The 13,813-nt window shown below is 45.8% G+C and carries 10 protein-coding genes and 4 pseudogenes; 4 read left to right on the top strand and 10 right to left on the bottom strand.

Features of this window, described 5'->3' with window-relative positions:
* Window positions 1–760 (top strand): NHLP bacteriocin system secretion protein (locus tag VB714_RS05025; protein WP_323221797.1); only part of this gene is annotated, 760 nt, incomplete at its 5' end.
* 4 nt (window positions 761–764) lie between these two features.
* Complete coding sequence (locus tag VB714_RS05030; protein WP_323221799.1) at window positions 765–2,990, top strand: NHLP family bacteriocin export ABC transporter peptidase/permease/ATPase subunit; 2,226 nt, start codon at window positions 765–767, stop codon at window positions 2,988–2,990.
* A gap of 11 nt (window positions 2,991–3,001) precedes the next feature.
* On the opposite strand, the gene VB714_RS05035 is transcribed toward VB714_RS05030, so the two are convergent.
* The 6 genes and pseudogenes from VB714_RS05035 to VB714_RS05055 form a co-directional block, all read right to left on the bottom strand.
* A complete protein-coding gene (locus VB714_RS05035; protein WP_323221801.1) occupies window positions 3,002–3,388 on the bottom strand; it encodes a type II toxin-antitoxin system VapC family toxin in 387 nt (128 codons plus the stop codon).
* A 224-nt stretch (window positions 3,389–3,612) separates the two neighbouring features.
* Window positions 3,613–3,786 (bottom strand): annotated as a pseudogene (locus VB714_RS27330) (helix-turn-helix domain-containing protein); the annotation flags it as partial.
* 85 nt (window positions 3,787–3,871) lie between these two features.
* Entirely contained in the window at window positions 3,872–4,120 is a 249-nt protein-coding gene (locus VB714_RS27335; RefSeq protein ID WP_416309608.1) for a hypothetical protein, read from the bottom strand.
* A gap of 21 nt (window positions 4,121–4,141) precedes the next feature.
* Window positions 4,142–6,020 (bottom strand): annotated as a pseudogene (locus VB714_RS05045) (peptidase domain-containing ABC transporter); the annotation flags it as partial.
* Between the two features lie 27 nt (window positions 6,021–6,047).
* Complete coding sequence (locus VB714_RS05050) at window positions 6,048–6,992, bottom strand: hypothetical protein (RefSeq protein WP_323221805.1); 945 nt, start codon at window positions 6,990–6,992, stop codon at window positions 6,048–6,050.
* A gap of 200 nt (window positions 6,993–7,192) precedes the next feature.
* On the bottom strand, window positions 7,193–7,819 hold the full coding sequence (locus tag VB714_RS05055; protein WP_323221807.1) for a GNAT family N-acetyltransferase: 627 nt from the start codon (window positions 7,817–7,819) through the stop codon (window positions 7,193–7,195).
* Between VB714_RS05055 and VB714_RS05060 the strand changes: the two genes are divergently transcribed.
* On the top strand, window positions 7,797–7,973 hold the full coding sequence (locus tag VB714_RS05060; RefSeq protein WP_323221811.1) for a hypothetical protein: 177 nt from the start codon (window positions 7,797–7,799) through the stop codon (window positions 7,971–7,973). The genes VB714_RS05055 and VB714_RS05060 overlap by 23 nt on opposite strands.
* A complete protein-coding gene (locus VB714_RS05065) occupies window positions 7,904–10,273 on the top strand; it encodes an NHLP bacteriocin export ABC transporter permease/ATPase subunit (protein WP_323221813.1) in 2,370 nt (789 codons plus the stop codon). The genes VB714_RS05060 and VB714_RS05065 overlap by 70 nt, the downstream gene beginning before the upstream one ends.
* 86 nt (window positions 10,274–10,359) lie before the next feature.
* Here the strand turns inward: VB714_RS05065 and VB714_RS27340 are convergent.
* The 4 genes and pseudogenes from VB714_RS27340 to VB714_RS05080 all read right to left on the bottom strand — a co-directional run.
* Window positions 10,360–10,491: pseudogene (locus VB714_RS27340) on the bottom strand (DNA alkylation repair protein); the annotation flags it as partial.
* A 148-nt stretch (window positions 10,492–10,639) separates the two neighbouring features.
* Entirely contained in the window at window positions 10,640–12,730 is a 2,091-nt protein-coding gene (locus VB714_RS05070; RefSeq protein ID WP_323221815.1) for an iron uptake porin, read from the bottom strand.
* Window positions 12,731–12,842: 112 nt separating this feature from the next.
* Window positions 12,843–13,139 (bottom strand): 4a-hydroxytetrahydrobiopterin dehydratase, encoded by a 297-nt coding sequence (locus VB714_RS05075; RefSeq protein WP_323221817.1) that lies wholly within the window; start codon window positions 13,137–13,139, stop codon window positions 12,843–12,845.
* Between the two features lie 516 nt (window positions 13,140–13,655).
* Window positions 13,656–13,813 (bottom strand): annotated as a pseudogene (locus VB714_RS05080) (photosystem II D2 protein (photosystem q(a) protein)); the annotation flags it as partial.

Below are 13,813 nucleotides of genomic sequence, written 5' to 3' on the forward strand. Positions count from 1 at the left end.
AAAGGTAGAAGAAACCGAGATTCAACAAGAATATCGCGGCAATCTTACTAATATTAACGACCTGCAAAAACAATTACAGGAACTGGCAACGGAACAGAAGCGCATCGATCGCGAAGCTCTCAACCTCATTAATAATCAATCCCGAGAAATTCAAGAGGTGAGTCGAGAGATCGTGCAATTGCAACAACAAATCGGCGAGAATAGCACGATCCGCAGTCCTCGGGAGGGATGTATCTTGGAAATTACCTTAGCCGACGGTCAAGTTGTGCAACCGGGATCGCAACTGGGTCGTTTACAACTTGCCAATACATCCGAAACCTTGGTAGGAATCAGTTATTTTCCGATCAAAGATGGTAAAACCATTGAACCCGGAATGACCATTCAAATCACCCCCGATACCGTAAAGCGAGAACGTTTTGGCGGAATTATTGGTAAAGTAATCAGCGTTTCCTCTTTTCCCGTGACCCCAGAAGCCGTTACTCTATCCATCGGGAATGCAGACGTTGCCGCGAGTTTGCTCGTTCCCACACCGGAACTGGGTCAAGATCCGAGTCAAGTTCCCACAGCAGGAGCGATCGAGGTGATGAGTGAATTGCGATCGAGTGATGAAACCTTTAGCGGTTGGCAATGGTCGTCGTCTAGGGGACCTCAACTCCAGATGACATCGGGAACTACTGTCACCAGTCGGGTGCAGGTGGAAGAACGAGCGCCGATTACTTTTGTCCTGCCCATTCTACGAGAATGGACGGGGATTTATTGAAAAAATGAAGGATGAAGAAAAGGTAGATTTAAAACCGAAAAAGTTTCCCAGCCGCGTTCGGACTCCTACCGTGCTACAAATGGAGGCTGTGGAGTGCGGTGCGGCGGCTCTAGGGATTGTTCTGGGCTATTATCGGCGCATTGTGCCTTTACCTGAGTTAAGAGTCGCTTGCGGAGTCTCTCGGGATGGTAGTAAAGCTCCCAATATTCTCAAAGCGGCCCGAGCTTATGGGATGCAAGCGAAAGGGTTTAAAAAAAAGATTGAGAGACTTAAAGAACTTTCTCCACCCTTTATCGTATTTTGGAATTTCAATCACTTTTTAGTGATAGAAGGATTCGATCGCGATCGCGTTTATTTGAACGACCCTGCAACGGGTCCTCGCAGCGTCACGGAAGACGAGTTCGATCGCGCTTATACAGGCATTGCTTTAGTCTTAGAACCGGGGAAAGATTTTAAACCGGGAGGGCGAAAACCGAGCCTATTACTGGCGTTAATTAGGCGTTTACAAGGATCGTTCAATACAGTTTTATACTGTCTATTAGCAGGATTTTTTTTAGCACTTTTAGGAATTATTATTCCCGCTTTCAGCCAAATTTTTGTCGATAATATCTTGATCGAACAACGAGAAAATTGGTTGCATCCTTTGTTAGTAACGATGGGCGTAATATTGTTATTGCAAACACTATTAACTTATATTCAACTGTGGCATTTAAAACACCTGAAAATTCAACTATCCTTAAAAATGTCCGCCCAATTTCTCTGGCATATTCTGCGTTTGCCTGCGAGATTTTATGCCCAGCGTTTTTCGGGAGAAATTAGCAATCGGCTCAAACTCAACGATCGCATTGCCGATGTTTTAGCTGGAGAATTGGCGACTAATACCATTAACGTCATTATGGTAGTTTTCTATGCAGCAGTAATGTTAACCTATGATTGGGTTTTAACGTTACTGGTAGTATTTTTTGCTATTCTAAATATTTCCGCACTGCAATGGGTAGCAAGACAGCGTAAAGATGCTTATTTGCGATTGGCTCAGGATTTGGGCAAAGTTGCAGGAGTCAGTATTGCCGGATTGCAAAGCATAGAAACCTTAAAAGCATCGGCTTTAGAATCCGACTTTTTTGCGCGTTGGGCGGGATATTATACCAAGTCTATCAATGCGTTTCAAAACTTGGAAGTTAGCAACCAAACTTTAACAGTTTTACCGACTCTATTAACAGCTTTAACAACAATGTTTGTGTTAGTTGTAGGAGGTTTGAGGGTTATTGAAGGTCATATCAGTATTGGAATGTTGGTTGCATTTCAATTATTAGTACAAAGTTTTCAAGTTCCCATTACTAAGTTAGTTGAATTTGGCGGTCGTTTACAAGAATTGGAAGGAGATATTACTCGCTTGGATGATGTTCTACGAAATCCCACAGATGAGGGATTAAATGAAGATTTTCAACCCCAAAAAATCGATATAGAGATATTAAATTTAACATCTCCAGCCAATTTTCGCTATCGGTTGCGGGGTCATGTAGAATTGCAAAATATTACCTTTGGTTACTCGAAAACCGATAACCCTCTGGTTGAAGATTTTAGCTGTATCGTGCAACCCGGACAGCGCATTGCTTTGGTCGGGAAAAGCGGTTCGGGAAAATCTACGATCGCCCGAGTTATGGCAGGGTTATATCAACCTTGGTCGGGGGAAATTCGTTTTGATGGACTCTCCCTCGCACAAATTCCCCGACCGGTGATGACTAATTCTCTCGCTTATATAGAGCAAGATATTCTTCTCTTTGAAGGGAGCATTTGGGATAATTTGACCTTGTGGGATGATACCATTGCAGAAGCCCAGTTAGTTCGTGCTTGCCAAGATGCAGCCATTTGGGAAACTTTGCGAGCCATACCGGGAGGACTCAAAGGAGAACTATTGGAAGGGGCAGCAAATTTAAGTGGAGGACAGCGCCAACGTTTGGAAATTGCCCGCGCTTTGGTGGGAAATCCCTCTATTTTAGTGATGGATGAGGCTACTAGCGCTTTAGATGCGGAAACGGAGTGGATTATCGATCGCAATTTACGGCAGCGCGGCTGTACCTGTATTATTGTAGCGCATCGTTTAAGTACGATTCGAGATTGCGATGAAATTATTGTACTAGATAGGGGGAAAGTCGTACAGCGAGGAACTCACGAGCAATTGCGGGAGGAAGGGGGAGTTTATGGTACATTGATTCAACAGGGAGGATAAGTTCAGAATAGTTAAAAAAGTTTGGCCATCGGATAAGAAATAATAGCTCTATCTTCAGTCATCAAAGTTAAATCGTGCTGCAAAGATTGACAAATTAAAAGGCGATCGAAGGGATCGCGATGTAAAGGAGGTAATGTAATGAGTTGAGCAATCGTATTTTCATCAATCGATAAACTAGAAATGAAATGTTTTTTTCGTTGTTGAGGAAGATAAATTACGGGTGATTCTGGTAAAGTGAGTTTACCAAGTTGATATTTTATGGTAGCTTCCCACACAGAAACTACGCTAAAATAAATACCATTATCTGGATTGCTAATCGCATCATAATATTTCTCAGCTAAACGTTTATCTTTAATGACAAACCAGAGAAAGATATGAGTATCTAGCAAAATTTTCATGGGTTTTCAAATAGATTCAGAATTTCTTCGGGAAGAGACTCATTAAAATCATCAGGGACAGTAAACTCCCCTTCACATAAACCGATGGGACGAGGTTGTTTTGGAGGTGTATAAATTGGTTTGATCTCAGCGATCGCGCAATCTCCTCGAGTTAAAATTAAACCTTCACTCTCTTGAATAAGTTTTATAAATTTAGATAAATGTTGAATCTCATCTATATTAAGATAAGGGAGCGGTGAATCGATAGGATGGTGTTTTTCTTCATATACTTCAATCAATGTCGTTAAAATTTCAAGGCAATCTCCTTCCGGCGTATTCAGTTCTGCCTCAAAGAGTCGTTCCACTTCTGCCAATGCTTGACGATAATCGGCTTCGGTTTTAATTGGCTTTAAATTCATTTCAGCTAACCTCCTCAAGAGACAAAATACCCTTTCCATCGTCTCTGTAGTGAATTCCATTCCATTTTAATCTATTTGTGTAAAACTAAGGATTCAAAAAGCTCAAATGTTCTGGCGATCGCGTCCGAAAATCCGTCATTGTTCCCCCAAATTTAACCGTACCTTCATCAATCCAGAAAACCCAGTCGGCACGTTCGATAATGTTGGGGCGATGGCTAATTAAAAGGGTGGTTTGTCCCTTGCGATGGGACAGCAGGCGATCCATGACTCGCTTTTCCGTGGGGGGATCGAGATTAGCGGTGGCTTCATCTAAAATCAGGATAGGAGGATTCATCAGGAGGGCGCGGGCGATCGCAATACGTTGTTTTTGACCGCCGGATAAGTTAGCGCTAAAAGTGCCGAGGATCGTCTCGTATTGTTCCGGGAAAGTTGCGATAAATTCATCGGCTGCGGCGATTTCGCAAGCGTTTTGGATGTCTGCAAAGGTCGCCTCGGGTTGAGCCAGTCACAGGTTTTCCGCAAGGGAACGGGTTAAAAATTCAGCCTCTTGGGGGACTAAAACCACTTGACGGCGCAAACAATCGAGGGGGAAGTCTGCGATCGCGCGATCGCCCAGCTTAATCCCTCCTCTTGGCAGGTCATACAGTCGCGTTAGAAGTTTGGCAAAGGTGCTTTTTCCGCAGCCAGAATAGCCGATAATGGCGATCGCACCTCCACCGGGTAAGGTAACGTTGAGATCGCTTAAAATGGGCAAGCGACCGGGATATTGAAACTGGAGGTTGTGGCAGTGAATATCAGCTTGAGGACTGATATCTAACCACGGTTTGGAGTCATCCCCGATATTTTCCGGGGTACAGTCAAACAGTTCGTCGAGGAGTTGGGCGGCGATTTTCACTTGGGTGAAGTCCAGCCAGAAACGAACCCAGGTTTTGACTGTTTCGAGAAAGACTAAATTGATGCCATAGATAGCCGCCAATTGCCCGAGACTGAGACGTTGTTGCCAATAGAGGTGACTGGCAAAGGCAAGGAGTCCAAGGCTTCCCAGTCCAAGGAGGAGATGAGAAAGAGTTTGTTCGAGGTTGGTTAAATTGGCGTTTTTGCTGTTAATTTCAGCCTCTCGGGCGAGGCGGTTTTGAATTTCTGTGGCTAAATGAGGGGCGGCGGCGGTAGTTTTTAAAGTGAGAGCATTTTTGAACGTTTCTGAGAGCAAAAATAGGTTATTTCCAGCAGTGGTGGCAGTGCAATAACTGGCTTGGCGCACTTCAGGATCGAGGAGGGCGATCGCACAACCCACCAGAAGGGCGATCGCGCTGGCAACTCCTGCGATTTGCAGATTATAAATGCCCAGAAGGGCGATCGCGGCCAGTCCGCTTAGGGTCTGTTGGGGAAGGGTAACAACGATTTGCGCGATCGTGTTATTAATAGCTTGAATATCTCGCAATGCGCCCTTTACAACCGAGGCGTAGCGTGCTTCGTGGTAAGTGAGAGGGAGTTGCAAAATTTGTTCGCAAAAATCGAGTTTGAGTCCCGTTTGCAACTTCTGGGAGAATTGGCTGGCGAGGGTCAATTGTCCCCAGGAGATGAGGCTGTGGAGTCCTTGCAGGCAGCAGAATAAGAATAATACGATCGGTAAAATTTGGCGGCGATCGCCCAGGAGAATGCGATCGACAAGAAGTTGCACGAAAATGGGTAGAGTGAGAGAAAGACCTCCCAAGAGACACCCCAGTAAAAATAGAGCCAACACCGTCCAACGATGGGGATAGAGTCGCTGCAAGGTGCTTCCCCAAGGATCGACGCGATCGCCCTGTTGAGATAGAAACCCAAACAGATGAGGGGTCAGCAGCAGCATCAGTCCCCCTTGCCAGCCTTGCAGCAGTTCCCTAAGGGAGAGATAGCGAATACCCATACCGGGATCGGAGATAACGTATTTTTCCCCTTCTCGACCGTAAAGGACGACAAAATGATAGCCTTTCCAGTAGATGATGGCAGGCAGGGGCAATTTTTCCATTAAGTCATTCAGGCGATCGCGATCGGCCTTGAAGGCTTTTGCCCAAAATCCCAGACTTTCTGCCCCTTGTTTGAGACCGAGGAGAGTCGTACCTACCCGTACCGATCGCTTCCCGAAGGCGGCTAATTTTGAAGGTGCGCCCGTAGTGTTTGGCAATAATGGCAAGACTGGCAGCAGCACAGTCCGCACCGCTTTGCTGGCGAATCCATTGATATTTCGTTTTCATGCGATCGCTTCAATAACAAGCATTTTCTTATTCTTCTATTTTCCGAAAACGCTGAATCAATTCTTCACGAGAGAGTTGTAAAAGTAAGGGAGTAAATTCTTCTGAAGAAAGCTGCATAATTGATTCAATAATCGTGACAAGTTCTTCATCGATTTCTTCAAAGCGAACTCGGAAAATATTCTCAATCAGACGGCGAGTGGCTTCTTTTTCTCCCTCTCCCCGACCTTCCTGGCGACCTTCTTCTTTAGCCTGTTGACGAATTTCTGCCATTGCTTCTTCATACATTTGTGTCAAGGTCATAATTAACTCCTCATCGTCGGGATCTAAATCTTGTTCTTTGTTTTGTCGTTTGGCAAGTAGGGAAATAAGCTCCTTGACCAATTCTATAACACTTCCTCGCAAGCGATTCTCTCTCGGTAGGGCTTCGAGTTCCCTGACTGCTTGTTTCTGTACGTTTCCGCGTCCCAAGAGTCGCAACCAGAGAGTATCGGGAGTTCGCGGGAGTTGGTGAATGACTATAATTGCCGTTCTCAAACTCGTTCCCAAACTATAAATGCCTTGTTTTTCCACGTTTGGCAATGAGGTGGTAGAAAATCCTTGCAGGAAATTTGCGGATGCGGTGGGGGTGAGTATCCACAATTGCGGTAATGCGTTCTCATCGAAGGAAATTTTGGTTCTTTTGACTTCTCGTTCGAGTTCTGAGAGAATCACGAACAATTTCATCATGCAGGTGCGAATGTCGCTTTGAGTGGCAGGATTGCGGAAGGGTTCAAATAATGCGGGAGTTGTGGTTAATCGTCCCAATAAACCCAAGGATTTTCGGCGATCGCTTGCCGAAGCAGAAGGAGTAAATAATAAGTCAATTTGGCGACCCTCGGAGTGAATTTCTTTCCCGATCTCGACGGTGCCGAGGGGAGAGAGAAGTTCGCTAAGGTATTGTTTGGCAAATTGGTCGTGAATAAAGCGTGTCACGAGTTAATGAATGATCATTCAATGGGCATAGCATAACAGAAGAGGTGCAAGTAAACTATATTTTTATTTTTGATAAGCGAGTAAATCGGAATCGTCAATTTAATTTTTTTGTTGCGCTATAGGCTTTACGAATTTCTATGAGGTAGGGCTTCAGTCGTCGCTGTACTAAATTCATCATATTGGTATTGCTCGGCTCAAAGTTAAAGGTAGCGTAATGATTGTCGGGAAGTCGTCGAATGGCTTCGGCGAGGATGAGCAAACCGCGACTGAGAGGCTGGGTTTCGGGGTCTACAAACAGTTGCGAGTAGCGGATGGTATCGGGAGTAATCCGGTGGTAGTTTTTGGGTCAGGCGATCGATATAATCGATGAGATGAGGAGAGGGTGCATTTAAAACTTTGGTTTTGGAACAATAACAAATAATTCCCGTATTTTCGGATGTCCAACCTTCTCGACTCAGGAGTTTTTGCAGGGATAAAGTTTTAAGGCTGGAGAGGTAATTGAGACGAATTTCTTGACACTTTCGCTGTTGAAGTTCTTGCTCTATGCGACGCAACAAAGTGCGTCCCAAACCTTGGCGACGGTGGCTCGGTTGCACGAAGAGAGAGTGAATCCAAGCGATGGGGGGTTGGGCTGGGTCATCTTTGTTGTAGATTTCCCCAATGATTAAACCTACTGGCTGGTTATCGATGCTAACCCCTAAAACGACCATCTCGGGAGGGAGTTTTTGGAGTTTGGTCTGAAACTGAGGAAAGGTTAAGGTGTAATATGGGAGAGTATCGGTAGGATTGGTTAGGAACAAAAAGGTGGGTTTAGATAAGTCTGACATCTCAATAGACTACCTCATCGCGATCGCCCTGGAAGAAACCGTTCTTGCACCCTTCACCCTAGAATCAAAACAAGCATTGCAAACTTGGAGCGATCGCCTCGCCAGTCTCTTCACCAACACCTCACCAACACCGATATTGCCTTCACGGGTTTGACTCCCGAACAACTCAACGCAGACATCCATAACGCCCTGGAAACCCTGCATCGCGACTTTTTGCAGGCACTGCAACAACTGCAAGAGGAACAAGCCGCACGAGAATTCCAACAGTTCCGCGATCGCTTGCAACTCAACCAAAAAGCGCGATCGGATGCTCTCGGTGAATTGGCGGGAGTTCTCAACCCCAGAGCCAAAGAACTTTACCAAGAAGGGGATCCCTTACTAATTGCAGCCGGAGCCGTGGGGCGAGCAATGGGTCTTACCATTCAACCCCCCGCTCGTTCTGAAAACCTCGATCGCTGTAAAAATCCCCTCGACGCGATCGCCCGCGCTTCCCGCATTCGCACCCGCAAAGTTCTCCTCGACTCCAACTGGTGGCGGCGCTATGCCGGACCCCTGTTGGCTTACAAAGAAGAAAATGGCGCACCTGTCGCCCTGTTACCTATTCCAGGCGATCGCTACGAACTCTACAATCCTGCTCTTCGCCATCGCATTCAGGTGAGTGAGGCGATCGCGCAACAACTTGCCCCCGAAGCCTATACCTTTTATCGATCCTTACCCGATCGCGCCATCGATGGCCTGCAATTTATTCAATTTGGTCTGCGCGGACAAGAGAAGAACTTACTTCTCCTCGTCGTCGTTGGTGTTTTAGCGACTTTATTAGGAATGCTGACCCCCCAAGCCACTGCTGTTTTAATCGATAAGGCTATCCCCAGTGCCAATCGACGCTTAATTCTGGAAATTGGCGGCGGACTCTTGGCGGCAAGTTTTGGCGTGGCGATCTTCCAACTGGTACAGGCTCTCACTATTCTGAGAGTGCAGGCGATCGGCGATTCTATCAGTCAAGCGGGACTCTGGGATCGCCTGATGAAATTACCCCTCTCCTTCTTCCGCCAATATTCCTCGGGGGACTTACTGATAAGGGTTTCAGCCATCAATCAAATTCGCGAACGTCTCGGCGGTTCTATTGTTCGTACCCTTTTTAGCAGTCTTTTTGCCATTCTCAATCTGGGTTTAATGCTTTTCTATAGTGTTAAATTGGCGATCGTTGCGTTGTGCATCGGTTTTGTTACCCTCCTCATCACTGGACTTTCTGGGCGCATCACCCGTAAAAAACTCCGCCCTCTGCAAGAATTAGAAGGGAAAATTTCCGGGTTGATGGTACAGTTAATCGGCGGCGTTTCCAAACTGCGAGTTGCAGGGGCAGAAGAGCGAGCTTTTGCCTACTGGAGCAAATTTTACACCCAAAAAATTCGCTTTGTTCTCAGCACTCAGGCGATCGAAGATGGAGTGAATGCTTTTAACCAAGTGCTGCCCTTATTAAGTTCAATTGTAATTTTTATCGCCACTGCTTTGTTAATCAAAGATGCCTCAAAAGGAGGAGGACTTTCCCTCACCGCCGGTAAATATCTCGCCTTTAATGCTGCATTCGGCATCTTTATCACAGGAGTCACCGAACTCAGCAATACTATCATTGATGTTCTCGACGCTACCATTCTTTGGGAACGCGCTCAACCGATTTTAGCCGCTCAACCCGAGGTAACTTTAGAAAAAGCCGATCCCGGTAAACTTTACGGTGAGGTCACATTAGACCGGGTTTCCTTCCGCTATCGTCCCGATGGAGCCTTAACCCTCGATCGCATCACAATTGCAGCCAAAGCGGGGGAATTCATCGCGTTAGTGGGTCCGTCGGGGAGCGGTAAATCGACAATAGTTCGTCTCTTATTGGGCTTTGAAACCCCCGAAGACGGCACGATCTACTATGATGGTCAAGATTTGAGCGGTTTAGATATCGATGCCATTCGTCGCCAATTGGGGATAGTGCTACAAAACGGTCGCATTCAAAGTGCATCTATCTTTGAGAATATTATCGGGGGACAACTCGCCACTATTGATGAGGCTTGGAAGGCCGCAGAAATGGCGGGATTTGCCGGGGATATTCAGGGGATGCCGATGGGAATGCACACGGTGATTTCAGAAGGGGGAAGCAACCTTTCGGGGGGACAAAAACAACGTTTGCTCATTTCTCGCGCTTTAGTCTCTAAACCCAATATTTTGATTTTTGATGAGGCTACCAGTGCCTTAGATAATCAAACTCAAAGGGTTGTCATGGAAAGTTTAGAGCAATTAAAAGTGACTCGCATTACTATCGCCCATCGTCTCAGTACCATTCGACAAGCCGATCGCATTTATGTGCTGGATACTGGGCAAATCGTACAGGTGGGAACCTTTGAGGAGTTGTCACATACTCCTGGACTCTTTGCCCAACTGATGACCCGACAGTTAGCCGAAAGATAGCCGCGATCGCCTTAAATCCCGTAGCGACGTTGCCGGCAATGTCGCTACTACAAAGGATACGAGAAATTTCCGAGCAATACAGATTTAGCCGCATATTTATCTAAAAATGCTTTTTCCGTCGTTAGATCGGGTTTTCCCACCTCTCGCAGCATCCAGCATACCGCTTTATGAATGAGATCGTGGGGATGGTAGAGAAGAATTTCGGCAATTTCTAGGGTTTCCCCGGACTATTAACCGGAAAACTCAGCGATATCTTTTTCGATCCTTTACCTGAATGCGATCGCTAAACCCTTAAACTCTTATCAAAAATAAAAGCAACAGATGATTCGATCTGTTGCTTTGAGAATTTCCAGAAATCGCGTTAGTTTAGAACGAGAAGGTTGTTCTTAAAGTTCCAATAATATTCGACTCATCGCGAACATCTTGGTTAGGACTTAGAACCCAAACCACACCAGGTGTAATGGAAATATTATCCGTGACCTGATATTTGTAGAATCCTTCAATGTGCCAAACATCATCAATCCGACCGCGATCGCGTTGAACTCCGCTTGCACGAATTCCTTTCAAAGTCGGCTGAATCCCAGCATAAATGCCAAGAACATTACCTTCTTTACCTAAGTCGGGTAAAGCGAGACCGAGAGAATAAGACCAGATGTCAGCATTGCCTCGTCCTAACAGAATGGCGCTGGTGTATGTAACACCCCCATTAATCACGAAACTCTCGCTGGGACGGACGGAGAACTCAGCACCGTAGGAGTTCGTGACCATCGGAATTCCACCCGTATTGTTGTCTAACAATACCCAAGGATTATTAGAGGTGTAACTTCCCACTAAACCATTTTGTCCGGATTGCCGAGCGCGACCTTCGGCATAGATGGGACTACCACTAGCGTGATAACCATTGATATAGGTTAATCCCAAGCCAAAAGTATCGCTGACGTTAGCGTTCAAATGACCCATGAAAGCGTAATCGCCATTAAATAAACCCGAACCCGAACCAGGAGTAGCGGCATTACTACCGGCAAAATAACCCAAGGTTAAGGTACTCGGACCGAGAATGCTTTCAATGGGAGTGAAGCCAAAGCTCAATGCTGCACCGGAACCACCACCCACTCGGAAGATGGAGTTGCGCTGACCAAAGGTTGAGATGGAACCATTACCCCCATCAAAATCTTCAAAGTAGGGGTTTAATGTCGGCGCGATATCGCTCCATTTCCCACCAGTCGCTGCAACGTAGGCTTGAGAGTTGAGATATTGGAAGTAGTAACCCAACCAATCGATATAAACGTCATTTCCCGTGCGATCGCTGGGAATATTAAACGTCTGATTGCCAGCAAAGGAACTGGTATTGCTAAGGTTATTAACAGATCCCGTACTGAATGCAGTTAAATTACCTGCCGCTAATCGCGTCACTAAGCGATCGTTACCGGAAAAACTGGTATTGAGTTCGAGACGAACGCGATCGCCAAAGGCAGATTGACCGACACTTGAAACTGTGGAAGAAGCATTAGTATTGCCACCAAAGTCATTGGTTAAACCAAAGATAACTTCTCCACCCAGTTTTGTGGTTGTGGAGAACTGATGATCTTCAAGGAAAGCAACCCGACCTTCAAGGTTATCAACGCGGGTTCCAAGAGTGGCTAATTCTGCTTCAAATTCTTGAACGAGACGCTGCAATGCTTCCAAATCTTGACGGGTGACAAAATCGGCAGTAGAAGCGGCAATTAAGCGTTCGATTTGTTGCAAACAAGAATTTAAACCGGCTGCAAATTCGTAACGAGTCAGGGCGCGATTACCTCGGTAGGTACCGTTGGGATATCCTTTGAGACAGTCGTATCTCCGTACCAAGTCATCTAAAGCCTGATAAGCCCAGTCGCTCGGGGATACGTCGCTGAAACGAGCCGCACCTGGAACACCTTGACCCATGCTGCCATTGGTTTCTTCGTTGCCGTACTGGTTGACGCGATCGAGAACTTCGTTATTGCTGGTAGGGGACTCATAAACCTGAGCGAGTTGCTGGGGGGGAGCCGATAACCCTAAAAGTTTTTCAATGTTCTCGTCTTCAGTACGAGCTAATTCTTCTAATTCTTCAGACTCAACCGCGATCGCGGTGAGATTGTTTTCAGTTACTGCATTTTCAGTTACTGCATTTTCAGTTACTGTGCCGATCGCAAAATCTGCTACCGGGAGTGCTTCTGGGAATACTTGAGGGGTGACATCGGCGATCGCCTTTGCGCCAATTGCTTTAGTTTTTCCTGTTTTGAGGGCGATCGAATCCGTTGCTTCGGTTTCAGCCTTCAATTCCGCTTGAAGTTCGAGGGAACTCCCCGTTTTGCTGCTTTCCTGAGAAGTTTCCGGTTCAACGGCGATCGCGGCTGAAGTAGATACAAGAGTCAGTGCCATCCCCAGAATAGCTGGACTCTTTAATAGTTGTAATTTCCAAAACTGCTTGTCCATAGTTTTTCTCGTCCTCACACCTTACGCTTAGGATGACAATTTGATATTTTAGCCTAGCATGGTATCAGGAAAGATAGTTAAATTGAAGCTATCTTCCCCTCTCTGCACAATCTTACCGCAAAAGTTTCTCTGCCAGTTCAGAAATTGTCATAGCCATGTCAAAATCCTTAGAGGTCAAACCTCCTGCATCGTGACTGGTCATGCTGACTGTTACCTTGTTATAGGAAATTTCCAGATCGGGATGATGTCCGGCAGTCTCAGCAGGCTCAACCAATTCATTAACAAAGGCGATCGCAGCGATAAAATCTTTAAATCTAAATGTTTGTTGAATGACTTTTCCGTTCTGTTTCCAGCCTGTCAATGTTTTCAGCCGTGCTTGAATTTCCGTTTGATTTAACAATTGTGCCATCTCTCTTTTCTTTATCTCTTATTTTTCTTATCTTAAAAACTATCCGCTCCCACATTTTGCATTGCCTCTAGGGTTTTGCTGAAATGTAAGAGCGGTCTAGCAAGGGTCTTCTTTGTTAAAGCCTAACTGCCGGAAGGAACTCCAGCCATCGAATTCAGGTAATTTAAGTTACTAGACAAAATTAGTTTTGTTTTCCTAGCTTTGTTTTCGCCCCATTAAACCACCGATCTCGAATCTTAGAGAGCGGCTCCGGCGCACAGCCGACTATCGTTAACCAGAAGACCCATAATTTTACTACTATCATCAATCATGGGCATCACCTCCTTATTTCCTAAATGGTTTAATTCTAAAACACTAATTTGGTTTAAGGTCTTTGACCTGTTTCTTAGGATAACACCTTTTTTGAAAAAGGGTTTCCTTTTTTCAGTTCTAATACCAAATCCGCATTGCTGAGGAGGTATTCCCATCCCTTCTGTAGCGGCGTTGCCTGCAACGCCGCTACAAGGTTTGATTCCCTTAGAGAGCGTTACCGCGAGGGAGGACTTCTTCGGGGAATTTAAAGTTTTGATGGGGTTGGTCTTCGGGAGCTAACCAAGCTCGCAGACCTTCATTTAACAGGATATTCTTGGTGTAGAATGTCTCAAATTCGGGGTCTTCTGCCGCACGAATCTCCT

This window comes from Spirulina sp. 06S082 (genome assembly GCF_034932145.1).
Taxonomy (GTDB): Bacteria; Cyanobacteriota; Cyanobacteriia; order Cyanobacteriales; family Spirulinaceae; genus CCY15215.